Origin of the sequence: Rhodopseudomonas julia (genome assembly GCF_030813515.1) — a bacterium.
Taxonomy (GTDB): Bacteria; Pseudomonadota; Alphaproteobacteria; order Rhizobiales; family Afifellaceae; genus Afifella; species Afifella julia.
Window position 1 is genome coordinate 14,267 of the sequence record NZ_JAUSUK010000002.1, and the last position, 25,735, is coordinate 40,001.

At 64.5% G+C, this 25,735-nt stretch carries 29 protein-coding genes and 1 riboswitch; of the genes, 17 read left to right on the forward strand and 12 right to left on the reverse strand.

Annotated features, from left to right (window positions below):
• The first annotated feature begins 427 nt into the window (after positions 1-427).
• The 11 genes from J2R99_RS09140 (at position 428) to J2R99_RS09190 (ending at position 10,657) form a co-directional block, all read left to right on the forward strand.
• On the forward strand, positions 428-1,996 hold the full coding sequence (locus J2R99_RS09140; protein WP_307154203.1) for a DEAD/DEAH box helicase: 1,569 nt from the start codon (positions 428-430) through the stop codon (positions 1,994-1,996).
• A gap of 163 nt (positions 1,997-2,159) precedes the next feature.
• A riboswitch (cobalamin riboswitch) is annotated at positions 2,160-2,372 on the forward strand.
• Positions 2,373-2,531: 159 nt separating this feature from the next.
• The gene (locus J2R99_RS09145) at positions 2,532-3,329 is read left to right on the forward strand and encodes a DUF4198 domain-containing protein (protein ID WP_307154204.1); all 798 of its coding nucleotides are present in this window, start codon (positions 2,532-2,534) and stop codon (positions 3,327-3,329) included.
• 15 nt (positions 3,330-3,344) lie between these two features.
• Entirely contained in the window at positions 3,345-3,977 is a 633-nt protein-coding gene (gene cbiM / locus J2R99_RS09150) for a cobalt transporter CbiM (RefSeq protein WP_128290943.1), read from the forward strand.
• Positions 3,974-4,606, forward strand: a complete 633-nt coding sequence (locus tag J2R99_RS09155; protein ID WP_307154205.1) for a NikL family nickel/cobalt ECF transporter subunit — start codon at positions 3,974-3,976, stop codon at positions 4,604-4,606. Before cbiM ends, J2R99_RS09155 begins: the two co-directional genes overlap by 4 nt.
• Positions 4,607-4,608: 2 nt before the next feature.
• Positions 4,609-5,391: a cobalt ECF transporter T component CbiQ gene (cbiQ, locus tag J2R99_RS09160; RefSeq protein WP_307154206.1), complete on the forward strand. Its 783-nt coding sequence runs from the start codon at positions 4,609-4,611 to the stop codon at positions 5,389-5,391.
• A gap of 11 nt (positions 5,392-5,402) precedes the next feature.
• The gene (locus J2R99_RS09165; RefSeq protein ID WP_307154207.1) at positions 5,403-6,089 is read left to right on the forward strand and encodes an energy-coupling factor ABC transporter ATP-binding protein; all 687 of its coding nucleotides are present in this window, start codon (positions 5,403-5,405) and stop codon (positions 6,087-6,089) included.
• Positions 6,090-6,263: 174 nt separating this feature from the next.
• Positions 6,264-6,527: a metal-sensing transcriptional repressor gene (locus J2R99_RS09170; RefSeq protein ID WP_307154208.1), complete on the forward strand. Its 264-nt coding sequence runs from the start codon at positions 6,264-6,266 to the stop codon at positions 6,525-6,527.
• A gap of 10 nt (positions 6,528-6,537) precedes the next feature.
• Positions 6,538-7,422: a nickel/cobalt efflux transporter gene (locus tag J2R99_RS09175; protein ID WP_307154209.1), complete on the forward strand. Its 885-nt coding sequence runs from the start codon at positions 6,538-6,540 to the stop codon at positions 7,420-7,422.
• Between the two features lie 116 nt (positions 7,423-7,538).
• Positions 7,539-8,849, forward strand: a complete 1,311-nt coding sequence (locus tag J2R99_RS09180; RefSeq protein ID WP_307154210.1) for a threonine/serine exporter family protein — start codon at positions 7,539-7,541, stop codon at positions 8,847-8,849.
• Between the two features lie 156 nt (positions 8,850-9,005).
• Positions 9,006-10,241 (forward strand): MFS transporter, encoded by a 1,236-nt coding sequence (locus J2R99_RS09185; protein WP_307154211.1) that lies wholly within the window; start codon positions 9,006-9,008, stop codon positions 10,239-10,241.
• A gap of 44 nt (positions 10,242-10,285) precedes the next feature.
• Positions 10,286-10,657 (forward strand): TraR/DksA family transcriptional regulator, encoded by a 372-nt coding sequence (locus J2R99_RS09190; RefSeq protein WP_307154212.1) that lies wholly within the window; start codon positions 10,286-10,288, stop codon positions 10,655-10,657.
• Positions 10,658-10,714: 57 nt separating this feature from the next.
• Here the strand turns inward: J2R99_RS09190 and J2R99_RS09195 are convergent, their stop codons facing one another.
• Entirely contained in the window at positions 10,715-11,257 is a 543-nt protein-coding gene (locus tag J2R99_RS09195) for a cytochrome b/b6 domain-containing protein (protein ID WP_307154213.1), read from the reverse strand.
• Position 11,258: 1 nt separating this feature from the next.
• A complete protein-coding gene (locus J2R99_RS09200; RefSeq protein WP_307154214.1) occupies positions 11,259-11,543 on the reverse strand; it encodes a PepSY domain-containing protein in 285 nt (94 codons plus the stop codon).
• A gap of 175 nt (positions 11,544-11,718) precedes the next feature.
• On the opposite strand from J2R99_RS09200, the gene J2R99_RS09205 reads away from it, so the two are divergent.
• Together J2R99_RS09205 and J2R99_RS09210 are read left to right on the forward strand one after the other, a co-directional pair.
• Positions 11,719-12,375 (forward strand): response regulator, encoded by a 657-nt coding sequence (locus J2R99_RS09205; RefSeq protein ID WP_307154215.1) that lies wholly within the window; start codon positions 11,719-11,721, stop codon positions 12,373-12,375.
• Positions 12,372-13,712: an ATP-binding protein gene (locus J2R99_RS09210; RefSeq protein WP_307154216.1), complete on the forward strand. Its 1,341-nt coding sequence runs from the start codon at positions 12,372-12,374 to the stop codon at positions 13,710-13,712. The genes J2R99_RS09205 and J2R99_RS09210 overlap by 4 nt, the downstream gene beginning before the upstream one ends.
• Positions 13,713-13,729: 17 nt before the next feature.
• Here the strand turns inward: J2R99_RS09210 and J2R99_RS09215 are convergent, their stop codons facing one another.
• Positions 13,730-15,256: a UbiD family decarboxylase gene (locus J2R99_RS09215; RefSeq protein WP_307154217.1), complete on the reverse strand. Its 1,527-nt coding sequence runs from the start codon at positions 15,254-15,256 to the stop codon at positions 13,730-13,732.
• A 97-nt stretch (positions 15,257-15,353) separates the two neighbouring features.
• Here J2R99_RS09215 and ubiT point away from each other — a divergent pair, with 97 nt between their 5' ends.
• Genes ubiT through ubiV form a run of 3 tightly spaced genes read left to right on the forward strand, consistent with a single transcriptional unit; the run spans position 15,354 to position 17,861 of the window.
• Complete coding sequence (gene ubiT / locus J2R99_RS09220; protein ID WP_307155664.1) at positions 15,354-15,914, forward strand: ubiquinone anaerobic biosynthesis accessory factor UbiT; 561 nt, start codon at positions 15,354-15,356, stop codon at positions 15,912-15,914.
• Positions 15,911-16,897, forward strand: a complete 987-nt coding sequence (gene ubiU, locus J2R99_RS09225) for a ubiquinone anaerobic biosynthesis protein UbiU (protein WP_307154218.1) — start codon at positions 15,911-15,913, stop codon at positions 16,895-16,897. Before ubiT ends, ubiU begins: the two co-directional genes overlap by 4 nt.
• 34 nt (positions 16,898-16,931) lie before the next feature.
• A complete protein-coding gene (gene ubiV / locus J2R99_RS09230; RefSeq protein ID WP_307154219.1) occupies positions 16,932-17,861 on the forward strand; it encodes a ubiquinone anaerobic biosynthesis protein UbiV in 930 nt (309 codons plus the stop codon).
• A gap of 32 nt (positions 17,862-17,893) precedes the next feature.
• Here the strand turns inward: ubiV and J2R99_RS09235 are convergent, their stop codons facing one another.
• The 4 genes from J2R99_RS09235 to J2R99_RS09250 form a co-directional block, all read right to left on the reverse strand.
• Positions 17,894-18,268: a HigA family addiction module antitoxin gene (locus J2R99_RS09235; protein ID WP_307154220.1), complete on the reverse strand. Its 375-nt coding sequence runs from the start codon at positions 18,266-18,268 to the stop codon at positions 17,894-17,896.
• A complete protein-coding gene (locus J2R99_RS09240; RefSeq protein ID WP_307154221.1) occupies positions 18,265-18,438 on the reverse strand; it encodes a hypothetical protein in 174 nt (57 codons plus the stop codon). Before J2R99_RS09240 ends, J2R99_RS09235 begins: the two co-directional genes overlap by 4 nt.
• A gap of 145 nt (positions 18,439-18,583) precedes the next feature.
• Positions 18,584-19,066, reverse strand: a complete 483-nt coding sequence (locus J2R99_RS09245) for a hypothetical protein (RefSeq protein ID WP_307154222.1) — start codon at positions 19,064-19,066, stop codon at positions 18,584-18,586.
• A gap of 80 nt (positions 19,067-19,146) precedes the next feature.
• Positions 19,147-20,031 carry an HTD2 family dehydratase gene (locus J2R99_RS09250; RefSeq protein ID WP_307154223.1) on the reverse strand — a complete coding sequence of 295 codons (885 nt, stop codon included), beginning with the start codon at positions 20,029-20,031 and terminating at the stop codon, positions 19,147-19,149.
• Positions 20,032-20,456: 425 nt separating this feature from the next.
• Between J2R99_RS09250 and J2R99_RS09255 the strand changes: the two genes are divergently transcribed.
• Positions 20,457-21,233 (forward strand): GntR family transcriptional regulator, encoded by a 777-nt coding sequence (locus J2R99_RS09255; protein WP_307154224.1) that lies wholly within the window; start codon positions 20,457-20,459, stop codon positions 21,231-21,233.
• A 33-nt stretch (positions 21,234-21,266) separates the two neighbouring features.
• Here J2R99_RS09255 and J2R99_RS09260 read toward each other — a convergent pair whose 3' ends face one another.
• The 5 genes from J2R99_RS09260 to J2R99_RS09280 all read right to left on the reverse strand — a co-directional run bounded on the left by J2R99_RS09260 (position 21,267) and on the right by J2R99_RS09280 (position 25,684).
• Positions 21,267-22,097: a tetratricopeptide repeat protein gene (locus J2R99_RS09260; RefSeq protein WP_307154225.1), complete on the reverse strand. Its 831-nt coding sequence runs from the start codon at positions 22,095-22,097 to the stop codon at positions 21,267-21,269.
• A gap of 63 nt (positions 22,098-22,160) precedes the next feature.
• A complete protein-coding gene (gene rpsU, locus J2R99_RS09265) occupies positions 22,161-22,445 on the reverse strand; it encodes a 30S ribosomal protein S21 (RefSeq protein WP_370642386.1) in 285 nt (94 codons plus the stop codon).
• 176 nt (positions 22,446-22,621) lie between these two features.
• The gene (locus J2R99_RS09270; protein ID WP_307154226.1) at positions 22,622-23,896 is read right to left on the reverse strand and encodes a tetratricopeptide repeat protein; all 1,275 of its coding nucleotides are present in this window, start codon (positions 23,894-23,896) and stop codon (positions 22,622-22,624) included.
• Positions 23,893-24,579, reverse strand: a complete 687-nt coding sequence (locus tag J2R99_RS09275; RefSeq protein WP_307154227.1) for a thiamine phosphate synthase — start codon at positions 24,577-24,579, stop codon at positions 23,893-23,895. Before J2R99_RS09275 ends, J2R99_RS09270 begins: the two co-directional genes overlap by 4 nt.
• 76 nt (positions 24,580-24,655) lie before the next feature.
• Positions 24,656-25,684: a class I fructose-bisphosphate aldolase gene (locus J2R99_RS09280; RefSeq protein WP_307154228.1), complete on the reverse strand. Its 1,029-nt coding sequence runs from the start codon at positions 25,682-25,684 to the stop codon at positions 24,656-24,658.
• Positions 25,685-25,735: the final 51 nt, after the last annotated feature.

The window sequence follows — 25,735 nt, forward strand, 5'->3', positions numbered from 1 at the left end:
CAGTGGCGCCGAGGTTGCGAAAGGCTGTGGCTCGCGCGCCGCTTCGGGCGAGAGCGTGCGAACAGACCCCGAGATACGCGCGCCGGCCGGTGCCGGCAAGAGAGCGGGCAAGACGGGGCCGGGGATCGCTGCGGCTGTTTGCAAGCTCGGATCCACAAATCAGGCCGCCTTGAGCGCCTCCTTTCAGGGGCAGGGAACGCGATTGCGGTTGCTAATTGCCGCCAGGCGTGGTTCAAGGGCGTGATGACCCCGCGCGTAGAGGCGTTCGTCGCCGTCGGTGGTCACAAGCAACTTTCCGTATCGATCGTTGCCCTGAAGGCGCCTTTTGAGGCGCAAGCTCCCGGCAGCTGATCTACGCAGGCTTCCAAAACCAAGTGACATAGCTCGCGCCGGCCGTCTCAGGCTGGCCGCGACGAGAAAGCTCATATTGACACTTTTCAATGAACTCGGCCTGGCCGAGCCCATCCTTCGTGCCGTTGCCGCCGAAGGCTATACCAATCCGACTCCGATTCAGGAGCAGGTCATCCCGACCATGCTTGCCGGCCGCGATCTCCTCGGCACGGCGCAGACGGGAACCGGGAAGACGGCTTCCTTCGTGCTGCCGGTTCTCGATAAGCTCAGCCGCACCATGGTTCCGGCCGCACCGCGGACCTGCCATGCCCTCATCGTCGTGCCGACGCGCGAGCTTGCCCAGCAGGTCGCCGACAGCGTGCGCAATTACGGGCGCTTCGTGAACATGTCGTCGGCGGTCGTCATCGGCGGCGCCCGGCCCGGACCGCAGGTGAAGGCGCTTTCACGCGGCGTCGATTTCGTCATCGCAACGCCTGGGCGGCTTCTCGACCATATGCAGACCGGTGCCATCAGGCTCGATCAGACCGACGTCGTCGTGCTCGACGAGGCCGATCAGATGCTCGATCTCGGTTTCATGCCGGCGATCCGCAAGATCCTGGCGAAGATGCCGCGTGAGCGTCAGACGGTTCTCCTGTCGGCGACGATGCCGCCGGCGATCCGCAAGCTTGCGGGCGATTTTCTCCGTCAGCCGGCGGAAATCTCCGTCGCTCCGGTGTCTCGTCCGATCGAGCAGATCGCACAAAGCGTCATCAACGTTGCGAGCGCCGCCAAGCGTGACATGCTCGTCGATATTCTCGGCGCATCCGATATGGAGCGTGCGATCGTCTTCACGCGCACCAAGCGCGGTGCCGACCGGGTGAGCCAGCATCTCGACAAGGCCGGCCTGCGCTCTGCGGCGATCCACGGGAATAAGAGCCAGAATCAGCGTGAGAAGGCGCTTGGTGCCTTCCGCAACGGTCGTGTGGCTGTCCTGGTCGCCACCGATATCGCGGCGCGCGGCATCGACATCGACGACGTTTCGCATGTCGTCAACTTCGAGCTGCCGAACGTGCCGGAGGCGTATGTGCACCGCATCGGGCGGACCGCGCGCGCCGGCAAGAGCGGTATTGCGATCTCGCTGTGCGATCATTCCGAGCGGGGTCTTCTGCGCGATATCGAGAAGCTGATCGGCAAGAGGATCGATGCGCATGGCGCGGCACCTCGTAGCGAGGCCCGCGGCGAGGCGATTGCGAACCAGGTTGCGGGCGGCGAGCCGGTCGGCGAAGCCGACGAGGCTCCGGCCGCAAGCGTGCGCCAGCAGGCGGGCGAGCGGCGCGACGAAAGATCACGCCAGCCCGGCAAGCGCAATTCTCCCTCACGCAATCGCAGGCGCTCGGGCAAACCGGTCGCCTTCGAGGCGCGCAGTGAAGGCCGGAATGGCGATGCCCCGAAAGAGGGTCGCAACCGCAGGCCGGAAGGTGCGGAGGCAGGCCGTTCGGCGAAGCGGACGGAAGCCGGCGCGCATAAGAGCCGCAATGGTGGCGCGAATGGCCGGCGAGATGCGGGCCGCGGCAACGAGGGCGCTCAGGCCGGTCTGGAACGGATGCTGCGTAAGAGCAGCAAGCCAAAAGCCGGAATGGGCGAGAAGCGGATGGCCGCGCGCTGAACGCAGCCACGCTGCGCAAGTTTGAGAGGGCCGGCCGCTATATGCGGTCGGCCTTTTTTTATGCCGTAGGGCGCTCTTCGACCGAACATGATGCCGGCAAAGGGAAGCCATGCCCAGCATAGCTGCCAGCACTGCACGGCATTGACAATTGTGGCCATTCGCCGGCAGATGGGGTGTCAACGGTTTCCGGACGCAAAGCGACCGGATTAAAAGGGAACACGGTGAGGCGTACCCAGCAGGGACCGAAACCGTGGCTGCCCCCGCAACTGTGAGCGGCGAGCAGGGCTTCAACATGTCACTGGCGCATCTGCGCTGGGAAGACGAAGCCACGCTGTGACCCGCAAGCCAGGAGACCTGCCGCTGACGCGCGACGCCGGGCCACCGGTGCCGCACCGCAACGGACGCCGGGGTGAGCGTCTGGCGGTGGAACGGCGCCATGAATCCCTTTTGCGCCCAATCCTCGCCAAAACCCCGATCGTCCTTTCCGCATCACTGTCGCGGTTCTCCCGCAACAGTCATTGGAGAGACGATACGAATGAAATTTCGTAAGTTTGCCTGTGCCGCCCTCACATCGGCGGCGTTCCTTCTTCCCGCCGCAGCCGAAGCGCATTTTCAGCTGATCTACACGCCCGAGGTGAACCTCGCCGAGCCGGGCGATGTGCCGCTGAAGCTCATCTTCTGGCACCCGTTCGAGAACGGCCATGTCATGGATATGGGCGCGCCGGAAGAGTTCTACGCCGTCTTCCGCGGCAAGAAGATCGATCTCAAGGACAGCCTCAAGCCGATCACCTTCGAGGGGCTCGAAAACAGCGCCCAAGCCTTCGATGCCACGCTGCCGGCCAAGCGTGCCGGCGATTACACGCTCGTCGTCGTGCCTCAGCCCTATTACGAGGAGAGCGAGGACATCTACATCCAGCAGATCGCCAAGGCCTATCTCAACCGGGCGCAATTGCCGACCGATTGGGCCGAGCCCAAAGGGCTTGCGACGGAAATCGTGCCGCTCGATCGCCCGACCAACATTCTGGCCGGTTCCAGCTTTACGGGCCGGGTGCTGTCGGAGGGCAAGCCTGTCGCGGGTGCCGAGATCGAAGTCGAATACATGGCGGCCGAACCCTCCATGGACGACAACAAGCCCTCTGAGCCCAAAGCCTCGCCGATGCCGGGCGGTGCCGTCGTCGCGATGAGCGACGAGAACGGCTACTTCACCTTCGGCGTTCCGAAGGCCGGTTTCTGGGGCTTTGCCGCGCTCGGCACGGGCCCGCAGACGGAGTTCGAGGGCAAAGAGCTCTCGCAGGACGCCGTCATCTGGGTGCGCGCTTACGACGTCGAATGACGGCAGGAGGGATCGATGCATATTGTCGACGGTGCGCTCGCCAATGACGTCGTCATCGGGGGTGCGGTGCTCGCGGCCGGGGGCATCGCGCTCGGCCTTAAATCGCTGACGGCGGAAAAGATGCCGGCAGCCGGGGTGTTGAGCGCGACGTTCTTCGTCGCCTCGCTCATCCATGTCCCGATCGGTCCCTCCAGCGTCCATCTCATCATGAACGGTCTGGCCGGGCTGGTGCTCGGCTGGGCCGCCTTTCCGGCGCTTTTCGTCGGGCTTCTCCTGCAAGCGGTGTTCTTCGGTTTCGGAGGGCTCACCGTGCTCGGGGTCAATACGCTCAACATCGCGCTGCCGGCGGTGATCGTCTATTATCTGTGCCGACGCGGGATCGCCTCCAATTCGCTGACGGTTGCCGCGATTTCAGGCGCCATCGGCGGGGGGCTCGCGATCGCGCTGACGACGGCGTTTGTCGCGATCGCTCTCGCACTTTCGGGCGACGAATTCATTCCGGCCGCCAAGCTCGTCTTCTTCGCCCATATCCCGATCATGATCATCGAAGCCCTGGTGACGGGGGCGGCCGTGGTTCTCGCCCGACGCGTCAAGCCGGAGCTTTTCGCCACCTTCAATCGATCCGCCGCCGAGGAGGTCGCATTATGAAAAAACTCTGCGCAGCCCTCGTTTTCCTGGCTCTTCTGCCCGCACCGCAGGCTCTCGCCCACAAGGTCATCGCCTCCGTCTATGCGTCCGGCGATGTCGTGGAAGGCGAGGTCGGCTTTTCCAACGGCGATATGGCGAGCGATGCGACGGTCGAGGTTTTCGACGACAACGGCAACAAGCTCGGCGAGACGGTAACCGACGAGACCGGAGCCTTCACCTACAAGCCCGAAAAGGCGGTGCCGCTCGTCTTCAAGGCCAATCTGGGTGCCGGCCATGTCGCGCAGGTGCGGATGTCGGCCGAGGAGCTGCCGGAGATCGGCGGTGCGGAGGCCTCATCGCCGGCGCTGGTCGCTGCCGAAGCTGCGGCCGGTGCCGCCGAGCCGGCGTCTTCCGGGACTGTGGGGGCGACCGCCCAAAGCTCCGGCGTCGATCTCGCCGCGCTTCTTGAAGCGCAGCACAAGATGATCACCGAGGCGGTGCAGAAACAGGTGATCCCGCTCAGGCGCGATATCGACGCCTATAAGGAGAAGCACGACATGCAGAGCATCCTCGGTGGGATCGGCTATATCTTCGGCATCTTCGGCGTCGCGTTCTATATCGCGGCCCGGCGCAAGATGACGGCGGCCTGACGATGAGCCACGTTCTCTCAGCCGGACGGCGCGCGCTCACCGATACGGGCGAGGCCCGGGGCACGCTGATCGATGGCATCGACGTGCGCACCCGCATCGTGGTTGCTGTCGCCTTCGCCATCGTGATGGTGAGCCTGCAGGATCTCGCCGTGCTGACGACGGGGCTTTTGGCCGCGTTCTTTCTGATGCTGTCGGCGCGGCTGCCTGTTGCGCGGACGCTCAAACGCATGGCGATGATGGACAGCTTCATCATCTTCCTGATCGCCATGCTGCCGTTCACCGTGCCGGGCGATGCGATGTTCACCGTCTTCGGCTTCGCGGCGAGCTGGCAGGGGCTGCGGCAGGCGGCTGAGATCGCGCTGACGGCGAACGCCGTGATCCTCGCCTTGATGGCGCTCGTCGGCTCCACCGAGCCGGTGACGCTCGGCCATGCGCTCAGGCGTTTGATGGTGCCGGAAAAGCTCATCTACCTCCTGATGTTCACCGTGCGCTATGTCGACGTGCTCCAGCAGGAATATCAGCGCTTGCGCATGGCGATGAAGGCTCGCGGATTTCGCCCCTCGAACAACCGGCACACCTATCGCTCCGTCGGTTATCTCGTCGGAATGATGCTGGTGCGGGCGATCGAGCGGTCGGAGCGCATTCTCGGCGCCATGAAATGCCGGGGCTTTACCGGCCGGATGCCGCTGTTCGACACGCTCGCATTCACTTACCGCGACGTTGTGTTTGCCACCGGCGTGACGGTCTTCCTCGCCTGTCTCATCGGCGCGCAGGCGATGCGCTGAGGGAAGAACACATGTCTGAGCTGATCGCCCTGTCAGATATCCATTTCGCCTATCCTTCGGGACCGCCGGTCCTCAAGGGCGTCGATATGTGTCTGATGCCGGGCGAGAGGCTTTGCATCGGCGGGCATAACGGTGCGGGCAAGTCGACGCTCCTGCACATCATCGTCGGGCTGTTGCGGCCGTCGCGCGGCCGCATCACCGCCTTCGGAGCTCCGCGGCGCGACGAGAAGGATTTCCACGAGGTGCGCTGTCGCGCGGGCTTCGTCTTCCAGGATCCGGACGATCAGCTCTTCTGCCCAACGGTGGCGGAGGATATCGCCTTCGGGCCGCTCAATCTCGGCAAGAGCCGCGACGAGGCGATGGCGATCGTCGACGATGTGCTCGAGCGTCTCGATCTCGTCAGTTTCCGCGACCGCATCACCCACAAGCTCTCGGGCGGCGAGAAGCGGCTCGTGACGCTCGCCGCCGTTCTGGCGATGGAGCCGGAGGTCCTGCTTCTCGACGAGCCGACCAATGCGCTCGACGTCGACAACAAGGCGCGGCTGAAAGAGATCCTCCTGTCGCTGCCGCAGGCGATGATCCTCGTCTCCCACGACCATCGTTTTCGGGGCGATGTCTCCACTCGCACCGTCGTCATGTCGCATGGCCGGCTGGTGGAGCGCGACATGCATTGCACGGCAACGGACGAGACCGGCTAGAACGTCAAGTTGAGGCGAGAAGCGACGATCGCGACGTCTGACGCCTGCGTGCTTTTCATCGCGGCTTCGGCCTTTCTCCCGGCATCACCATTCCATTCATGAGTTCCCAGACCGACGACGGCCGCTGAGATTTTTGAATTGCCTATATCCCCTCCCGGGGGATAGGATTGTCGGATGAAGCACAGTTCACACGGCGATGTCGTCAAGCGGCTGAAACGGGCCGAGGGGCATCTCAGGCATACGATCGCGATGATCGAGGAGGGGCGGCCTTGCCCCGATGTGGCGCAGCAGCTGCACGCCGTCTCCAGGGCGATCGAACAGGCCAAGCGCCTCTACATCCACGACCATATCGATCACTGCCTCGACGGCAGCATCGAAGACGGGGCGGATCGTGCGAGCCTCGTCGAAGAGTTCAAGGAAATCTCGAAGTACTTGTGAGGGAATCGCCATGGATATGAGCGGGATGATCGCCGCGGGCGGCAGCAATCCGGTCCTGCTTGCGGCCATGGCGCTCGTTCTCGGCGCGCTGCACGGGCTGGAGCCTGGGCATTCCAAGACAATGATCGCCGCCTATATCGTTGCCATCCGCGGCACGGTGGGGCAGGCGGCCCTTCTCGGCGTCGCGGCGGCGCTTTCCCATTCGCTCATCGTCTGGGTTCTGGCGATCCTCGGCATGCGCTTCGGCTCCGAGATGATCGGCGAACAGACAGAACCCTTCTTCGTGATGATTTCGGGGGCGATCATCCTGGCGATCGCCATGTGGATGCTGTGGCAGACGCAGCGGGCCACCAGGACGGCCAAGACACATCCGCTTGGGACACATCCGAATGGGGCGCATGACCACATGCACGGGCACGATCATCCGCATCCGCACGAGCGCCCGCATCCTGATCCCCATGAGCACCCGCACAGCCATGGACACGCGCATGGTCACGATCATGGGGCGCTCGATGCGCATGCCGCCGCGCATGCGCGCGATCTGGAGGCGCGGATCGGGGCGGGCAAGACCTCGACATGGCAGACGATCCTGTTCGGGCTGTCCGGCGGGCTCATCCCCTGTGCCGCGGCGATCACCGTGCTGCTTCTCTGCCTGCAGATCGGCAAGTTCTGGCTCGGCATCACGCTGGTCGCCGCTTTCAGCACCGGCCTTGCCTTGATGCTCGTCGCCGTCGGTGCTGTCGCCGCGCTCGGCATCGGCTTCATCTCCGCCCGCTCGTCGCGCTTCGATGCGGTGATGGCGAAGGCGCCTTATCTTTCGGCCATGCTGGTGGCCGCGATCGGCGTCTTCATGATCGTCTCCGGCTGGAGCCACGCAGATATGCACCTCCTCTGAGAAAATTTTCCGTCTTCGTCATCAGCGATCTCAATCCTGCGCCATCTTGTGCTAGGCGGCAGGCGTGGGAGGGCGCCTTCGGATCAATCCGCCTTGTGGCGGACACAGGAGACGAAATGACGGACAGAAACGATCCGGTCGTGATGCGCCACAGGAATTTGGAAAAGATCGCCATGACGGCATTGGCTGTCGGGCGGACGCTCGTCGAAACCGGGGCCAAGACGGATGTGGTGCGCCAGGGCATGACGATGGTGGCCGAGGGGCTCGGCGCGGATCAGATCCACGCGCGCATCGGCTTTGCCTCGCTGTCGCTGACGGTAACGAGCGGCGAGAACACCATCACGCGTATGCGCACGGTCGGGGCGCATGGCGTCAATCTGCGCCTGAACCACGGCGTGCGCCGTCTGTGCACGCAGGTGAAGCATCATGACATGACGGTCGCCTCGACCATCGAGGCGCTGACACATCTCATCGCCAAGACGCCGCGGCATCCCTGGTATCTGGTGGCGCTCGCCGTCGGGCTCGCCTGCGCCTCCTTCGGGCGCCTTCTGGGCATCGACTGGTCGGCCTTCATGCCGGTCCTCGTCGGCGGAGCGCTCGGCCAGGCGGTGCGGCATTTCCTGCTCAAGGCGCACACCAACCCCTTCGTGGTCGCGGCGATCGTCGCCTGCGTCGCCGCCACCACGGCCGGCTTCGGCTCGGAGCTCATGGCAAGCCCGATGCTGCAGACGGCGATGTTCTCCTCCGTGCTTCTCCTCGTGCCGGGCGTGCCCGTGCTCAATGCGCAGACGGACATCATGGAGGGCTATCCGACGATGGGCAGCGCCCGCGCCATGACGGTCCTGATGATCCTCGTCTTCGTCACTGTCGGTGTCTGGGCCGCGCAGATGGCGCTCGGCGTCGGCGGGCCGAAGACGCCACCGATCATGCACGGCGTTCTTCATCAGGCGCTCTTCGGAGCAACCGCGGCCTTCGGCTTCGGCATTCTCTTCAATTTCGGCTGGCGGACGCTGTTCTGGGCGGCGCTGGCCGGCGGGCTGGCGCTCAGCGTGCGCACGGTCGGGCTCGAGCTCGGCTGGAGCCTTGCCGCCGCCTCGTTCATGGCGGCCGCCGCCGTCGGCGTCGCCGTGCGGCTCCTCAATCTTCTGCCGGACCGGTTCGGGCCCGCCGGAAACGTTCTGGCCGTCGCCGGCTGCATCCCGATGGTGCCGGGAAGTGCCGCATCGCAGGGAATCATGGGGCTCATGGAATTGACGGCACAGGCGCCGGTCGATGCCCATGCGACGCTGCTCTTCACGGTGGAATACACCTTGCGTGCCATCTTCACGATGGGCGCGATTGGGGCGGGGCTCACCATCGTGACCTCGGTGCTGCGGCGGCCCGATTTTCCCGCCTGGAGCGAGAACGTCGGCCTCGGCGCGCGGTGAGGGGAGCAAGACTCGCCGGTGCCAGGGGTTGGCTGCGGCGGAAATTGGTTTAGGTCGTTGAGTGGCGGTGGCCGGAAGCGGTCGCCGCCCGCTTAGCCTTATGCTCTTCTCCTAGTATTTCCCGGTGCTCCGGGCCGCCCTCTCTTTCCGGATCTCATGCTTTCCAGACATCTGCAATTGTTTCGCGCCGAGCCGCGCATTCTCGCTTTCGGGGCCTCCGCGGCCTTTCTGTCGAGTCCGGGGCAGACTTTCTTCATTGCGCTCTTCGTGGCGCCGATCGCCGCGAGCCTCAGCTATTCGAGCGCCGAGATGGGCGGGATCTATCTCGCCGCGACGCTGACGTCTGCGAGCCTGTTGCCGGCGGTCGGGCATTGGATCGATAGGGTCGATCTCCGGCTTTACGTGACGATCGTGCTCGCCGGCCTCGCCGCCGCCTGCCTGTCCGCATCGATGGCGGAAAACGGCCTCATGCTCTTCGTCTCGTTCCTGTTTTTGAGGATGTGCGGGCAGGGGCTGATGACGCATATCCAGGCGACCTCGGTGGCACGCTACTTCGTCAATCGCCGTGGGCTGGCACTGTCGATCACGGCGATGGGGCTGCCGCTCGCCATCGCCGTCACGCCCAATCTCGCCGCCTTTCTGATCGGCGAGATCGGCTGGCGCGCGGCCTATGTGGTCGTCGGCGTCTTCCTCATCGCCGTCGCCCTGCCATGGCTTTTGTGGCTGACGCGCCACCAATCGCGCTTCACGACGCCGCTTGCGCGTGCGGCGGGTACGCCCGCACCGCGGGTTCTCGACGGGCTCAAGATCGTCGCCACGACGCGGTATTTCTGGCTGGCGCTGCCGATCCTCGTCTACATGCCGTTCACGGCGACCGCGCTCACCTTCCACATCGTACCCATCGGCGAGGCGCAGGGATGGCCGGGCGGATTGATCGCGACCGGTTTCACACTCATGGCCTTGGGCGATCTCTGCGGCCTCATCGTCTCCGGTTTCATCGTCGACAGGCTGACGGCGCGGCGCATGGTGCCGCTGATGAACCTGCCGTTGTTCGTCGGGATCGCCGTGATGGGATCGTCGTCGAGCACGCTTGCGCTCATCACCTTCTTTGTCTGTCTCGGTTTGTCGTCAGGCCTCGTGCAGACGACCTTCGGCTCGGTCTGGGCGGAGGTCTATGGCGTTGCCCGGCTTGGGACGGTGCGGAGTTTTGCGGCGATGCTGATGGTGGCGGGGACGGCCGCGGGGCCCGCGGCGCTCGGCCTGGCGCTCGACAGCGGCCTGTCTATCGCTACGATCGCGACGGGCTTCGTCGCACTCGGTCTCGCCGCGGCGCTGCTTTCTGCCTTCGGCGTGTCTCAGAAAGTGGTGCTGCCGGCCGAGGACATTGTCTGAGGCCGCGCGGCAAAACTTTCGATACGAAGAGTTCCGGGGGAAGCATGGACGATCTCGATCCGACACAGATCGCCGAATTGCGCCAGCGCATCGAGAACGAGCTCGCAGAGCTCGAGGCTCTGTCGCAGGCGAGTGCGGAGGGAAGCCGGCCGGTCGAACTCGACCAGCAGAGCGTCGGGCGAATTTCGCGCATGGATGCGATGCAGGTGCAGGCAATGGCGCTCGCGTCGCAGAAACGCCGGACCGCCCGCATCGACGGGCTGAAAGCGGCGCTCAGGCGGCTGTCTGACGGGCGCCTGTCTCAAGGAGAATACGGCTATTGCGCGAGCTGTGATGAGCCGATTGCCTTCGGGCGCCTGAAGGCCGATCCGATGGCACGGCTTTGCCTTGCCTGTGCGCGTCTTGGAGAAACCTGAACACGGCGAGAGACATGAAAACGGCGCCCCGGCAAGGCCGGGGCGCCGCAACGCTCATCAAGCAATGTCGGCGGGGCGGGGGGCACGTTTGCTGCCGCCGATCATGGCTTTGACGAGGTTCTCTTTGTGGCGATAGCTCTCAAAGAGCACGCCGGCGATATGAGCGAGCACCAGGGCCAGCATGATGTTGGCCAAGGCCTCATGGGCTTCTTCCACCCATTCCACACCCCAATAGGCATCGAGCGTCATCATCCAGCCGGTGGCGGCCGTCGCGGCCATGGCGAGGATGAGGGTCAAAACCATCAGGGCGCCGATCGGGTTGTGGCCGATGTAGCGGGGCTCTTCGCCACCGAATGCGGCCTTCAGGTAGCGCACCACGTTGCCGGGCGAGCGGACGAACTGGCCGAAGCGGGCATATTTCGGGCCGACGAGACCCCACATGACGCGGAAGGCGACGAGGGCGCCGGCCGCATATCCCGCCCATTCATGCACCGACATCAATTCGTCGCCGGTCAACCAGGCGATCGTGAAGCTCGCCACCAGGCTCCAGTGAAAGAGCCTGACGAGGGGGTCCCAGACCTTGATCGTCGGTTCATCCATCTCAGTCGCGATCCCCGCGGCCCTGGCGGACCATCTCAAGGGTCTTAGGATCGAAATAGGCTTCGACGCGCTTGCCCTGGTCGTCGATCGCATAGGCTTCGTAGCAGCCGTCTTCGGTCTTGATCTGGCGCACTTCCCAGCCCTTGCCCTCAAGCTGCTCCTGCAGCGCTTCGCGCGGCTGCCATTCCGCCATCGGGGCGTTGCAGCGTGCGTCGTCGCTCGCAAAAGCGGTGCCGGCGGTCATCGCGCCGAGGGCCAGAACGGTGACGGTCATCAGCTTCTTCATCTTGCTCTCCAGTTGGATCGGCCTGTTCGCATCGGCCATGGGAGCAAGATGGGGGTGGTGCCTGAAGCCAGCCTGAAGCAGGATCGCTCAAGCTTCAGGTTGACTTCAGCTTCCCCGCTTATCGAGGGAAGTTTCGCGCATAAGGAAGCTTCGCGCACAAAGTTCGGGGGCGGCGATGCGGGTTCTGCTCGTGGAAGACGATCGGCTTCTCGGCGATGCCGTGCATGAACACATTGCCGATGAGGGACACGCGATCGACTGGGTCGAAGGGATTGCGGATGCGGAAGCGGCGATCCATTCGACGCCTTACGATCTCGTGCTTCTCGATTTGATGCTGCCGGACGGGCCGGGACTCGGATTGCTGCGTCGGCTGCGCAGCGGCGGAGACGTGACGCCCGTCATCATCCTGACGGCGCGGGACCAGATTTCCGACCGGATCGCCGGGCTCAATTCCGGGGCCGACGATTATCTCGTCAAGCCGTTCAATCTGTCGGAGCTGTCGGCGCGGCTTGCCGCCGTGTCGCGGCGCTATGCCGGCAATCCCAATCCGCTCGTGACGCTCGGCGACATCGAATTCGATCTCGCCGGCCGCTGTGTCTACCGCAGCGGGCGCCCGGTGGAGGTGACGGCGCGCGAATGGGCGCTGCTCGAAGGCCTTCTCCAGCATCCCGGAACGCTCCTGTCGAAGACGCAGCTCGAAGAGCGGCTTTATCCCTTCGGGGCGGAGGTGGAGAGCAACACGATCGAGGTGCATATCAGCCGCCTGCGCAAGAAGCTCGGTCATGACAGGATCGAGACCGTGCGCGGCATGGGCTACCGGCTGAAACGATGATGCAGCGGATATGGACGGGTGCACCCAGCCTGCAGCGCCGCTTGAGCCTCGGTCTGGCGATCGGCGTCACGGCGATGTGGCTGGCGGCAGCGGTCGCGGCCGGCCTCGTGATCCGCGAAGAGCTGGACGAGGCCTATGACAGCGCGCTGCAGGAGACCGCGCAACGGCTGTTGCCGCTCGCCGTCCTCGATATCGTGGAAAGAAGCGCAGGGGCGGGTGGGCGCCGGGTCACGCCAATCGGCGAGCACAAGGAGTTTTTGACCTATCTCGTGCGCGATTCGAAGGGCCGGATTCTGATGCAATCGCACGATGCCGTCCCGGCCGACTTCCCCGACACGCCGGCGCACGGTTTCCGCACGACGAAGACGCATCGCATCTATGGCGAGAAGGCGGTGAGCGGCACGATCATCATGGAGGTTGCCGAAACGCTCGAGCATCGCCGCGAGGCGGCGATCGAGGCCGCGGGGACGCTGTTCCTGCCGCTCCTCGGGCTCATCCCGGCAAGTCTTTTTGGTGTGTGGTGGTTCGTGCGGATCAGCATTCGGCCGATCCGGTCTCTCCGTGGTGCGATCGAAGCGCGTGGCGAGGGCGATCTGTCGCCGATCGCGGCCTCAGGATTGCCGGCAGAGATCGAACCGATCGCCGATGCCGTGAACCGGCTGATGGAGCGGCTGCGGCGGGCGCTCGAAGCGGAGCGGAGCTTCACGGCGAACAGCGCCCATGAGCTGCGCACCCCGATTGCTGCGGCACTCGCCCACACGCAGCGGCTCATCGCCGTCAGCAAGGATGAGGCAGTGCGCGAACGCGGTCGCCACATCGAGGCGGGGCTGACGCGGCTGTCGTCCTTGTCGGAAAAGCTGATGCAGCTCGCGCGCGCCGAAGGCGCCGGGCTGATCGCCGAGGCCGAGCAGGATCTGACGACGGTTCTGGAGCATCTCGTCGAAGAATTCCGGCGCGCCGAGCCTGAAAACGCGCGCCTCCGGCTTACGGCGGCCGGCAGCCTCGTCTCGCATATGGATGCCGACGCCTTTGCGATCCTTCTGCGCAATCTGATCGAGAATGCGCTGAAGCACGGCGATCCGGAGGGGGTGATCGAGATCGATGTTTCGAGCGACAATGTCGTGCGGGTCGTCAATGGTGGCGCCGTCGTCGGCACCGACGAACTAAAGCGTCTGCGCGGGCGCTTCGAGCGCGGTGCGACGCGCGCCAAGGGCGCAGGGCTCGGCCTCGCCATCGCGCAGGCGATCGCGGCAGGTTCGGGCGCGGAGCTCACGCTTTCCTCGCCGGCGACGGGCCGCGAGGACGGGTTCGAGGCGAAGCTTCGATTGCCGGAGTAGCGAGAGGCCTTCTGCCCTCAGCCCGTCCTGCGCAAGGACCGGATCTGGTCGAGGCCCGAAAGGCCGAGTTTCGGCCACATCTGATCGACGCGCGCCTTCACCTCCGGCGACATGTCGAGAACCGTGCCCCATTCGCGGTGAGTCTCTGCGCCGATCTTGTTGGTCGCATCGATGCCGAGCTTGCCGCCGAGACCGAATTCCGGTGATGCGAAATCGAGATAGTCGATGGGGGTCGATTCCAGCTGCACGAGGTCGCGTGAAGGGTCCATGCGCGTCGACAGGGCCCACAGGACGTCGGCGCCGTTATGGACGTCGATGTCGTCGTCAACCACGACGATGCCCTTGGTGTAGCTGAATTGCGGCAGCATCCCCCACATGCCCATCATGACGCGGCGCGCCTGGCCCGGATAGCGCTTCTTGATGGAGACGATGGCGAGCCGGTAGGAGCAGGCGTCCGGCGGCAGCCAGACATCGGAGATTTCCGGCATCTGCTGAATGATGAGCGGCTTGGCGAGGTAGTTGAGAGCCTCGCCCATGACGGAAGGCTCGTCCGGCGGCCGCCCCGTAAAGGTCGACAGATACAAGGGATCGCGGCGATGGGTGATCGCCGTCACGCGCATCACCGGGAAGGGCTCGACGGCGTTGTAATAGCCAGTGTGGTCGCCGTAAGGCCCCTCGGGTGCCGTCTCTTCGGCCGACACATAGCCCTCGATGACGATCTCCGCTTCCGAAGGCACGGGGAGGGGGACGGTCAGCCCCTGCACCACTTTCGGTCGTTCGCCTCGGATGAGACCGGCGAAATCGAGCTCCGACAGGGTCTCGGGGATCGGCATCACGGCCGAGAGGATGGTGGCGGGATCGGCGCCGATGACGATCGCCACCGGCATGTCTTTGCCCTGTTTCGCCCAGGCCCGATGATGGGCGGCGGCACCGCGGTGCGCGAGCCAGCGGGTGATGAGATGCGTGTCGTCGAGAACCTGCAGCCGGTAGACGCCAACATTGAGCGAGCCGTTGTCGGGCGGGCGGGTGATGACGAGCGGCCAGGAGATGAGCGGTGCCGGCTCGCCCGGCCAGCAGGTCTGGATCGGCAGGCGGGAGAGTTTTGCATCCGCTCCGCGCAGCACTTCCGCCTGACAGGGTGCGTTGCGCACGGTGTCGGGGCGCGTGTTGAGCGCCGCCTTCAGCATCGGCAGATGTGCGATCGCATCGCGCAGGCCGCTCGGCGGCTGTGGCGAGCGCAGCGACGCCATCATCTCACCGAGCTCCCCGAGGCGCTCCTTCTTCACGCCGAAGCCCGCTGCCACGCGCTCGACCGTGCCGAAGAGATTGACGACGACCGGCATCGAGGCCGGCTCGCCGGCCGCGTCTCGCGCATTGTCGAGCTGCAGCGCCGGTCCGCCGGCCTGCAAGACGCGGCGGTGGATCTCCGTGACTTCGTGCACCATGGAAACCGGCGCCGAAATGTGCCGGAAGTCTCCCGCGCCTTCGAGATGCCTCAGGAAGTCTCGCAGATTGCGGAAATGTGGCAGGTCTCGAAAGGTCACCGGCGCCTCCTCTGTGGCTCGATGCGGCAGGGGCAGGACGGCTGCTTTGAGCTAGATCAAGGACGTTCCCGTTTGTTTGTCGCTGGATTGGACGGTGATGCAAACTTCCCCCAATATCGTCGCAGTGCCGGCGCCCGTGCGCCTGCTCATGCGTCCTTTGCCGCTTCTGCCGTTGCGGCTCATGCTGGAAAGACTGGTTTCCGGGCTGATTCGTCGTCGCCCGGGGCTGTTTCTGCGGCTCGATCATCATGCCGAGAAGGTGTTTTTGATCGATCCGACGGACCTGCCCTTCGTCTTTCGCCTGAAGCCCGATCCGGAGCATCCGACCGTGGAGCCGCTGCGGCGTGAGCGGGCAGGCGCCTGGGATGGCCGAATCGCCGGGCCGCTCGGCGCGCTGATGGGCATGATCCACGGCACCTTCGATGGCGACGCGCTGTTCTTCTCGCGCGATATCATCATCGAGGGCGACACGGAGGCGGTGCTGGCGCTGCGCAATGCGCTCGACGACGCCGAGATCGACCTGATGGAGGAGGCGGCAATCGCCTTCGGACCGTTCCGTCCCGCGATCGAGCCGTTTCTGCGCGGTGTGACACCCGTTGCCGCCCGGATCACCGGGCTTCCCCTTTCCCGCAGCGATGAGAACGAGGTCTTTACGTGAACCCCCTTGAGCTCGTCTGCCCGGCCGGCACCCCGGCCGCGCTTCGTGCCGCCGTCGAGGCGGGCGCCGACACCGTTTATTGCGGCTTCCGCGACGAAACCAATGCGCGCAACTTCCCCGGCCTGAATTTCTCACGGACCGAGATGGAAGAATCGATCGACTACGCGCATCGGCGCGGCTCGAAGGTTCTCGTCGCCATCAATACCTTTCCCCGCGCCGGCGCGCCCGAACTCTGGCGGGCGGCCGTTGACGATGCGGCCCGGTTCGGCGCCGACGCGGTGATCCTTGCCGATGTCGGGCTGCTCGATTACGCCGCCAACCACCAGCCGGGGCTGCGCCGGCATCTTTCGGTGCAGGCGGCGGCGGCCAATCCCGACGCGATCAATTTCTATGCGGAGACCTTCGGCGTGCGGCGCGTTGTGCTGCCGCGTGTTTTGACCGTTCAGGAGATCGCCGCGATCAATCGCGAGATCGAATGCGAGACGGAGGTGTTCGTGTTCGGCGGGCTGTGCGTGATGGCGGAGGGGCGCTGCGCGCTGTCGGCCTATGCGACCGGGCGCTCGCCCAACATGAACGGCGCCTGTTCGCCGGCAAGCCACGTGCATTACAAGGAAGAGGGCAGCGAGCTCGTCTGCGGGCTTGGCGATTTCACCATCAACCGGGTGAAGAAGGACGCGCCGGCACCTTATCCGACATTGTGCAAGGGCTGCTTCCAGGCCGGCGATTATCAGGGGCATGTGTTCGAGGATCCGGCAAGCCTCGATGCGGCGACGCTGATCACCGAATTCGCCTCCGCCGGCGTGACGGCGCTCAAGATCGAGGGCCGGCAGCGCAGCCGCTCCTATACGAAGGCCGTGGTGCACACCTTCCGCAAGGCGGTGGAGGCGCAGGCGAAGGGCCTGCCGATCATGGCGAACGAACTCAAGCGGCTGACGGAGGGCCAGACGACGACCTCCGGCGCTTACAGCAAGACCTGGCGCTGAGCGCCGGTCTCACAAAACGATAAGAGGTGTAACCGTGGCCGGACAAGCATTGCTCACGCTCGGACCCGTCCTGTTCAACTGGCCGGTGGAGAAATGGGCGGACTTTTACGCCCGCATCGCCGACGAAGCGCCGGTCGATCGTGTCTGTCTCGGCGAAGTCGTCTGCTCCAAACGGCTGCCGTTCTACAACGACGTCATCAGCGAAGCGGTGGAGCGGCTGGAGGCGGCGGGCAAAGAGGTGGTCCTGTCGTCGCTGGCGCTCATCACGCTGCCGCGCGAGCGCAAGGCGGGCGCCGGGCTCGCCAAAGACGAGGAGCATGTGATCGAGGTCAACGACCTCACCATGCTGCGCTATCTGGAACCGGGGCGGAAGATTGCCGTCGGTCCGCTGGTCAACGTCTACAATGAGGGCACCCTGTCCTGGCTCGCCGGGCGCGGGGCCAAGCATGTCTGCCTGCCGCCGGAGCTGCCGATCGCCTCGGTGGAGAGCCTGGCGAAGGCCGGCGCGGCCCTCGATCTCGACACGGAAGTGTGGGCCTTCGGGCGCGTTCCGCTCGCCATTTCCGGGCGCTGTTATCACGCGCGCATCCATAAAGTGTCGAAGGATTCCTGCCAGTTCGTCTGTGGCCTCGATGCCGACGGGCTGCCGGTGAAGACGCTCGACGGCGGGGATTTCCTTGCCATCAACGGCGTGCAGACGCTGTCGTTCGCCTATGGCAGCGCACTCGGCGAACTCGATATCCTGACTCAGGCCGGCGTCAATTCCTTCCGCCTGTCGCCGCATGATTGCGACATGGTGGCGGTGGCGGAGCTCTATCGCCAGCGCCTCGACCGCAAGATTTCGGGAGACGAGGCGCAGGCGAATCTCGCCGCGCTGTTGCCGGAAGCGGAATTCGCCAACGGCTTCCTCTTCGGCGATTACGGTGCGGAAATGGTGAAAAAGGCCGAGCGTCAGGTCGCCTGACGCATCAAAGAGCTTTTTCGGTCGGCTGCCTTTTATGCACAGGCGGCCGATTTCGCGCGGCGTCGCTCGCGCTCGCGCCAGAGATCGTAGACCATCTGGGCGCGCAGCCAGAACTCCGGCTCATTCTTTGCCGCTTCCGCAAGCCCGAGCGCCGTGCGCGCCGTGATCGGCGCGTCGCCGCGCAGAATCCGGTGCAGCATCTCGCGGGAGATGCCGGCAAGACGGGCAACGTCAACGACCTTAAGATTGCGCCGCTCCATCACCCAAATGCGGTAAAGTTCGCCCGGATGCATCGGGGTGACGTCGTCTGCAGAGCGGTAATCGGCAAGAATGTCCTCGACGTCCTGCGCCGAGATCTCTTTCAGATCGGCCTCTCGGGCAGGGCTGATGTCTGTCTCGGCATTCATTTGATGTCTCCGCATACGAACTCCGCATTCTCGATGTAGGGATCGTTCCACCTGAAACGCAGAGAAGCGTTCTTTCCCACGCTCACGTAATAACCGTCCGCCTGGCCTTTGATCGGGCGAGCATCCAAGGTCGCAAGCGAGCCCCTTTGCAGGAGGATGTTGATCGCCACCTCAAGCTCAATGTCGACGCAGCCGTTGCAACGTTGGCACGCCGCTCGCCAAGTGCCAAAGTCCGGAACTTGTCTCAACTTCACGATATCAACGTACCGGCTGATGTGTCAACTAATGGTTGACAGATTGGTTCCATCCGACATCTCAATGGTGGTCTCCCCGAACCGCTTTGCTGGTTCGCATCTCTGCCAGCAGCCTCTCGATCTCGGCACGTCTCGGCTTGATTGTGTCGCGCAGATCCGCGCGTAGCGCGAGATTGAGGACGAGCGCGGCGAGTATCGGCAGGAAGCCTGAGACACAGATCCAAAACGCAAGAAGGTTGGGAATCTCCAATTGGGCAAAAAACGTCGCAACAAGCAGGAATGCGACATATAAACCGACCGTGACGGCGCACGCCGCAGCGACGGTTTCGTCTTTGTCCCGAAAACGGCCGATCCGATCTTGCATAAGGCCGGTCGCATCATTGATCCTGGCGCCGATGTCCAGTGACCGCGGAGACATGCTGTCCCAAATTTGGGAAAGCTCCCGCAGCGCATCTTCCTCGTGGCGGACTGCAGGCGTGCGGATCTCGTGTAGACCCAGATAGATCGTGTTCATTGCAGCGGCCAATTGAATGACCGACTGCATATCGCCCCATTGCAACGCCGCCCCCGCAGTTGAATATTTGAGTTTACTGCGGGAGGGCGCGTTTCGGCAAACGATATTGCCTACCAGGCGGCGGTGGCCTGCATGGTGGGGGCGCCGTCTGCGGCGACCCAGAGGGAAAGGCCGTCGTCCTTTTTCGTGGCGTTGAGGGTCGCCGGAATGCCGTCGAAGAACGGCTTGACACCGCGGAAATCGAAGGTTTTCGGGAGCTTTCCTTTGAGCTCGGCGGCGTAATGCAGAAGCCAGGTCGCCTGCAGGGGACCGTGCACGACGAGGCCCGGATAGCCTTCCTCTTCGATGCAATAGCGGCGATCGTAATGGATGCGGTGGCCGTTGAAGGTGAGCGCCGAATAGCGGAAGAGGCGCACAGAATCCGCGGTGACCGGCTTTTGCTCGTCCGATTGCGGAGCCTCTTGCGAGGCCTTTGCCGCAGCCCCCTCGGGGCCACGTGAAGTCGAGGCAGTCTTCGGGGCGGCCTCGCGATATACGAGATCCTGGCGCTCGCGGATGGCGCGCCCGCGGCTTGTCGAGATCTCGTGGTCGACCGTGACGAAACAGAGTTCGCCGGTGCGGCCTTCTTTGCGCACGACGTCGCGCACGAGCGAGCGGCGCTCGACCTCGTCGCCGACGAGAAGCGGACCTTCCAATTCGAGGCGACCGCCGGCCCACATGCGGCGCGGCAGCGGCACAGGCGGCAGAAAGCCTCCGCGGCTTGGATGTCCGTCCGGACCAAGTCCGGACATCGGCACAGTGGCCGGCGCCAGGCACCAGTGAATCGCGGCTGGAGCCTCATCGCCCGGTTTCGGGGTGCCGGGCTCCACATCCAACGTGGCGCGGAAGGCGGCGACGAGATGCGGCGTGACGATGTCGCGCACTGTCTCGCTGCGACCGATCCATTCGCGAAGATGCTCAAGATCGAGCGTTCCTGCGGCAGTCGATGGGGGCATGAGAGAACCTTTCAGGCGTTTCCTTTTATGATGAGGCTGTCTAGCGGAAAGGCGACGCGAGCTGAACGGCCTTTGGAATTTATTCTGCGTTCACTCGTCCGATTAAGATTCAATCCGCCAATGGTCGCAGGCGGTAATCAATCAGGAATATTGATCCAGTCATTCAGCAGCAGTAAAAGGCTTATTGCGGCGGGACATAGAAATACAAAAACGCTCCAGGGGGATATGACCTTCCTTCCAAAGAGCCGGCAGGCGTCAGCGGCTCCCGCATTCTATGGAGCAGGCCGACTGCGGGCCTGTTCCGACGTATCACTTCATCGATTGGGCACGTGCAGGATTGCTGGTGCCGGCGTTGTCTCGAAGCGAGCGAAAGAGACAGTTGTACTGCCGTGGCGACGTGTCGGTCGCAGCGCGGGGGGGGCCCTATGCTGACGAGAATCGTCTCCGACGTCGCCTCCGCGACGCCGCTGCGCGCGCGGCTGACGGAGCGGTTGCGTGAGGCCATCGCCTCGGGCGAGCTTCCTCCGGGCACGCCCTTGCGCGAGCGCCATCTCTGCCAGACCCTCGGGATCAGCCGAACCTCGCTGCGCGAGGCCCTGCGCGCGCTCGAGAGCGAGGGGCTCGCCGTCTCGGTGCCGCACAAGGGGGCGATCGTCGCGCCCTGCGGCCGGAAGGAAGCGGAAGATATTTATGCGACCCGCGCGGTTTTGGAGGGCCTCGTTGCGGCGCAGTTCGCCGACAAGGCCAGCAAGAGGGCTCGCGTCGAACTCCGCCACATCGTCGAAGAGCTCGCCGATATCGAGCCGCCCCTCGATGGGCCGGGCTTTTTCGAAATCAGCGGCCGCTTCTGCGCGATCATCATGGAGGGAGCCGGCAATCAGCTCGCGGGCAGTGCGCTGCGGTCCATCTATCTGCGGCAGCGGCAGTTGCGCGCGGCAGGCGTGGGCGGCGAACGCTATATCGAGGAATGCCGGAGCGGGATGGTGGAAATCTCTGCGGCGATCGGCAGACGCGACGCCATTGCGGCGGAGGCTGCCTGCCACCGCCATTGCGCGAGCCTTCTCAAGATCGCGCTTTCCTGTCTCGCGGAGAAGAGCGGCAGTCGTCACGTCTCGTCTGAGAATTCGAGAACGCTTTCAACAAGCGATGCCTGCCAGGCAAGCCTGCCGGCGGATCATTCGGATGTCGATGAAGTCGTCTGAATTCGGATCAACGAGACGACGAAAGGCCGCGGCTCAGGTCGAGCTGGTGCGGTGCATACCCTCTTTGGCGGGCTGATAGCGCGGATTGAGGGTCGATGCGCGGGCGAAAGAGTTGAACGCCTTCTTGCGGTCGCCGAGGGCTTCCAACGCCTGACCCTGATTCGTCCAGGCGATATAAGAATTGCGGTCGCGCTTCACGGCTTCATCGAAATCGTCGAGCGCCGTTTTGTAATCACCGATGGCCATATAGCTCTGACCGCGGCCGTTGAAGGGCTCGGAGGCGAGAGGCGAGAGGCCGATCGCCTTGGTGAAGGCTTCGATCGCCGCCGTGTGGTTGCCCGATGCCTGATAGGCGAGGCCTTGATTGTGGAAGGCCTGGGGGTCCGTCGGATCGAGGCGCACGGCCGTGCTGTAATCCGACAGAGCCTCGTTGAGGCGACCCTGCTGGCGATAGATCGTGCCGCGTCCGACATAGGCCGTGGCATAATTCGGGTCGGCTTGAATCGCCCGGCTGTAATCGTTGAATGCCTCTTGGGTGTCGCCGCGCAGGCGGTGAATCAGACCCCGATTGGCATAGGCCGGCGCAAAATTCGGATCGAGCTGCAAAGCGGTGTTGAAGTCGTCCAACGCCCGCTTGTATTCGCCCGCCTTGCCGTACGCTGCGCCGCGCACATTGTAAGCCGCCGGATCGCGCGGATTGCGCTCGATGACCGAAGTCAGCGATCCGATATTGGCTTCCGACCCCGTATCGGGATCGACCGACATGTTCGACAGCCCGTTATTGCCGAGCGACTGACAGCCGGCCACGGCCAGTGCAAGAGCACCGGCGGCCAGCCAAGAACGCAAAGAGGATGCTTTCCCCATGGAAGCGGTGTTCCTCAAGTCGCGAGCCCAAAGCGAATAAGGGCGGATGTGTCGAAGAGAAGCTTAGCGGCCGCGCCGCTTGCCGGGAATAAGGCCCTCACGCTGCGCCCGCTTGCGGGCCAGCTTGCGCGCCCGACGGATCGCCTCGGCCTTCTCGCGCGCCTTTTTCTCTGACGGCTTTTCGTAGAAATTACGCAGCTTCATTTCGCGGAAGATGCCTTCACGCTGCATCTTCTTCTTCAGCGCTTTCAGCGCCTGATCGACATTGTTGTCTCTGACGACGACTTGCACGTTGATCCCGTTCCTTTCGTCTCTTTCACTTGCCACAGAAACCCGCGGCGGAAGTATCGGGCAGGTGACGGACCGCGTCCGCCGCCGCATATGCCCAAAGAATAACAGTTGGAGTGCCCGCTGCCGCCGTACGACCGGGCGGACGCGATATAGCCCTATTCGCCTGGCTTGTCCACAGTGGCTCCCGTTTCCTCAGGAGGCTGCGTCACTTTCGGCGGAACCGCCGTCGGCAGTTAGTCAGGCTGCCTGGAGCCGGGGCCGTCACTCCCGCTTGGAGAACCGGTCGCTGCCGGTTCGGGTTCCATTTTTCCTCGTGCCTCTGGGTCTTGGGGACCTTGGCGGTTTGCTGCGGCGGCACCCGCCGAGGCGGAGGCGGGCTGCGGGGTCGGCACGCCCGGCCACGTGGCGACCCGGGCGTCGGCTTCCTTGCGGATGCCGGAGGGAAGCCCCATCAGCCAGCCTTCCATGAACGGCTCCTTGAGGCCGTGCGAGCGGGCGATGAGATACCAGCGTGCAGCTTCGACCTCGTCCTTTTCGACGCCGCGCCCATCCTTCAGGAGCTTGGCGTAGCGCAATTCGCCCACCGGATTGTCGGCAAGAGCGGCCTGACGAAACCATTGCGCGGCCGTCTTCTCGTCTTTTCGCAGGCCCTCGCCGTTGAAAAGCATGATGGCGTATTCGATCTGCGAGGCGATATGGCCGTTGCGGGCGGCCGTCGCGTACCAGCGCGCGGCTTCGGCCGGATTGCCGACGACGCCCACGCCCTCGCGGTAAAGGCCGGCCAAGGCGTATTGCGCATCGCTGTCGCCGGCGCGCGCGGCATTGCGCAAATGCGCCGCGGCAAGCATCGGTTTTTTCTCAACGCCCTTGCCCTGCAAGAGGAGATAGGCGAGCTCGCGCTCGGCGACCGACTGTCCGAGATCCGCCGCGCGCTGGAAATAGGTGGCTGCCTTGGCATCGTCCTGCTCGACACCGCGTCCGTCGAGATAAAGCCGGCCGAGGGCGTAGAGCGCCTCGCGGTCTCCGGCCTTCGCCGCAAGTTCGTACCAGCCCGCGGCTTCCTTGTAGTCCGTCTTGACGCCGAGACCGCGTGACAGGAGTTCGCCGAGGAGGGTCTGGGCCGCCGTTCTGCCGGCTTCCGCCTGCCGCAGGGCAATCGCGAAGGCTGTCAGAAAATGACCGCGCTGGAACGCGCCATAGGCCGGATCGACATCGCTGTCGGGGACGAGACCGGCATCCTTCAGAGACTGGTCGATGCGGTTTTCGAGCTGGCGGCTGTCGATCTCTTCCGACGGGATCTGTGCGCCGAGGCCTCCAACCGTCGGGGTGCCAGGGGCCTTGGGTGGAATGGGCGAAGGCAGCGTTCCGCCGGAGCTTCCAGGTGCCTGCGCGTCGGTTGCGCCGGGTGGTGTCAGCGGCGTGCCGCTTTGAGCGAATGACGACGGCGCAAAGCCGGTCGAAAGAAGCGTTGCGGCCACGAAAAGGGCAGGGACTGCGACTGGCTTCATGCCGGCACCGACCGCCGCAGGACGATGTCGGAGACCCGTCGCATGGCTTCCGTCGGGCCTTCCGGGGCTTCCCAAACGGCGCGGCGAAGGGCGACAAATTCCGCCCCCGTCGCCAGGGCCTCCGGCAGGGTCTCAAGGCTCGCGCCGGCCATGATCACGGCCGGAACCTCCATCATGCTCGCCCACCATTCGGCAAGGGCGAGCGCTTTCGGATGCGGCTCGTCGTGGCTGTCGCCGTCGGGTTCGCCGAAGAAGAGATAATCGACGTCGAGTTCACCGGCGAGCATGGCGATGTCGCGCGTCTTGAGCTTGCCGGCGCCGACGATGCGCTGCGGGCGAAAGTTCTCCGCGGCGATGACGAGATTCTGGTGGCCGTTTGCTATATGCACGCCGTCGGCGCCCACATGGCCCGCCGCACGGGTGAAATTCTCAAGGATTGCTGCAGCGCCTGCCGCCTGGATCACCGGCACGAGGCGGCGGGCGCGCGCTTCCGTCTCGGTCTCGCTCGCCGAGGCGGTGATGAGAACGGCCGCCACGGGCGCGACGGAAAGAGCGGCTTCGAGCGCCTCGACGTCTTTCGTATCGTCGCCGGAAGACGGCGCGACCAAAAATAGTTGTGGTGGAAGCGCCTCGTCGTCCGCGGCCCGGGGCGTCATCTGATCGGCATGGGTTTTCTGGGTCATCGTCCTGGCACATAAACGAAAGGAGGCGTCACCGCCTCCTCAACGTCGCAAATTCGGCGATTGTTTGAGAGAGGCCTCAGGCGGCCTTCTTCTCCTCCGTTTCGCTCCACCGGCCCGTCGCCGCAAGCGAATTCATGCGCGCACGGTGGTTGAAGGCGCGCTGAGCGGCGGCCTCGTTCTCCATCTTGCCACCCCAGGCGTTGAGAGCCGCCGTCTGCAGGGCGCGGCCATAGGAGAAGGTGAGCTTCCACGGAAGCGGGCCCATGGCGTTCATGGCAGAGAGATGCGCCGTCGCCTCTTCGTCCGACTGGCCGCCGGAGAGGAAGGCGATGCCCGGAACGGCCGGCGGCACGCAGGATTTGAGGCAACGCAGCGTCTTCTCCGCGACCTCTTCGACGCTCGCCTTCTGGCCGGAATGGTCGCCTGGGACGATCATATTCGGCTTCAAGATCATGCCCTCAAGCATGACATTGGCGTCGTAGAGTTCCGTAAAGACCGTCTTCAAGGTCCACTCCGTGACCTCATAGCAGCGGTCGATGTCGTGTTTGGCGCGGTCGCCATCCATCAGCACTTCCGGCTCGACGATCGGGACGATGCCGTTTTCCTGGCAGAGCGCCGCATAGCGGGCGAGCGCATGGGCGTTCGCCTTGACGCAATTCCAGGAGGGCAGCGGGCCGTCGATGGTGATGACGGCGCGCCATTTGGCGAAACGCGCGCCGAGCTCGTGATATTCCTTGAGACGGCCGCGCAGACCCGTCAGGCCTTCCGTGACCTTCTCGCCCGGCGAGAGCGCCATGTCCTTGGCGCCCTGATCGACCTTGATGCCGGGCACCGCGCCCGCATCCTGGATGATCTTGGAAAACGGCGTGCCGTCGCGCGCCGCCTGACGGAGGGTTTCGTCGAAGAGAATGACGCCGGAAATGTAGTCCTTCATCGCGTCGGCACGGAACAGCATTTCGCGATAGTCGCGGCGCGATTCCTCCGTCGAGGCGAGGCTGATCGTATCGAAGCGCTTCTTGATGGTGCCGGTGCTTTCGTCGGCGGCAAGGATGCCCTTGCCTTCGGCTACCATCTTGTTGGCGATGTCTTCGAGGCGTTCCGTCATTCAATCCTCCGTTCCAAGCGCCCGCAGAATGCAGGCCGGTGTGGCCAATGT

Coding starts and splice junctions, on each gene's coding strand:
- J2R99_RS09145 (WP_307154204.1), top strand. CDS start 2,532: ATGAAATTTCGTAAGTTTGCCTGTGCCGCCCTCACATCGGCGGCGTTC.
- cbiM (WP_128290943.1), top strand. CDS start 3,345: ATGCATATTGTCGACGGTGCGCTCGCCAATGACGTCGTCATCGGGGGT.
- J2R99_RS09155 (WP_307154205.1), top strand. CDS start 3,974: ATGAAAAAACTCTGCGCAGCCCTCGTTTTCCTGGCTCTTCTGCCCGCA.
- cbiQ (WP_307154206.1), top strand. CDS start 4,609: ATGAGCCACGTTCTCTCAGCCGGACGGCGCGCGCTCACCGATACGGGC.
- J2R99_RS09165 (WP_307154207.1), top strand. CDS start 5,403: ATGTCTGAGCTGATCGCCCTGTCAGATATCCATTTCGCCTATCCTTCG.
- J2R99_RS09170 (WP_307154208.1), top strand. CDS start 6,264: ATGAAGCACAGTTCACACGGCGATGTCGTCAAGCGGCTGAAACGGGCC.
- J2R99_RS09175 (WP_307154209.1), top strand. CDS start 6,538: ATGGATATGAGCGGGATGATCGCCGCGGGCGGCAGCAATCCGGTCCTG.
- J2R99_RS09180 (WP_307154210.1), top strand. CDS start 7,539: ATGACGGACAGAAACGATCCGGTCGTGATGCGCCACAGGAATTTGGAA.
- J2R99_RS09185 (WP_307154211.1), top strand. CDS start 9,006: ATGCTTTCCAGACATCTGCAATTGTTTCGCGCCGAGCCGCGCATTCTC.
- J2R99_RS09190 (WP_307154212.1), top strand. CDS start 10,286: ATGGACGATCTCGATCCGACACAGATCGCCGAATTGCGCCAGCGCATC.
- J2R99_RS09195 (WP_307154213.1), bottom strand. CDS start 11,257: ATGGATGAACCGACGATCAAGGTCTGGGACCCCCTCGTCAGGCTCTTT.
- J2R99_RS09200 (WP_307154214.1), bottom strand. CDS start 11,543: ATGAAGAAGCTGATGACCGTCACCGTTCTGGCCCTCGGCGCGATGACC.
- J2R99_RS09205 (WP_307154215.1), top strand. CDS start 11,719: ATGCGGGTTCTGCTCGTGGAAGACGATCGGCTTCTCGGCGATGCCGTG.
- J2R99_RS09210 (WP_307154216.1), top strand. CDS start 12,372: ATGATGCAGCGGATATGGACGGGTGCACCCAGCCTGCAGCGCCGCTTG.
- ubiT (WP_307155664.1), top strand. CDS start 15,354: ATGCAAACTTCCCCCAATATCGTCGCAGTGCCGGCGCCCGTGCGCCTG.
- J2R99_RS09235 (WP_307154220.1), bottom strand. CDS start 18,268: ATGAATGCCGAGACAGACATCAGCCCTGCCCGAGAGGCCGATCTGAAA.
- J2R99_RS09245 (WP_307154222.1), bottom strand. CDS start 19,066: ATGCAGTCGGTCATTCAATTGGCCGCTGCAATGAACACGATCTATCTG.
- J2R99_RS09250 (WP_307154223.1), bottom strand. CDS start 20,031: ATGCCCCCATCGACTGCCGCAGGAACGCTCGATCTTGAGCATCTTCGC.
- J2R99_RS09255 (WP_307154224.1), top strand. CDS start 20,457: ATGCTGACGAGAATCGTCTCCGACGTCGCCTCCGCGACGCCGCTGCGC.
- J2R99_RS09260 (WP_307154225.1), bottom strand. CDS start 22,097: ATGGGGAAAGCATCCTCTTTGCGTTCTTGGCTGGCCGCCGGTGCTCTT.
- J2R99_RS09270 (WP_307154226.1), bottom strand. CDS start 23,896: ATGAAGCCAGTCGCAGTCCCTGCCCTTTTCGTGGCCGCAACGCTTCTT.
- J2R99_RS09275 (WP_307154227.1), bottom strand. CDS start 24,579: ATGACCCAGAAAACCCATGCCGATCAGATGACGCCCCGGGCCGCGGAC.
- J2R99_RS09280 (WP_307154228.1), bottom strand. CDS start 25,684: ATGACGGAACGCCTCGAAGACATCGCCAACAAGATGGTAGCCGAAGGC.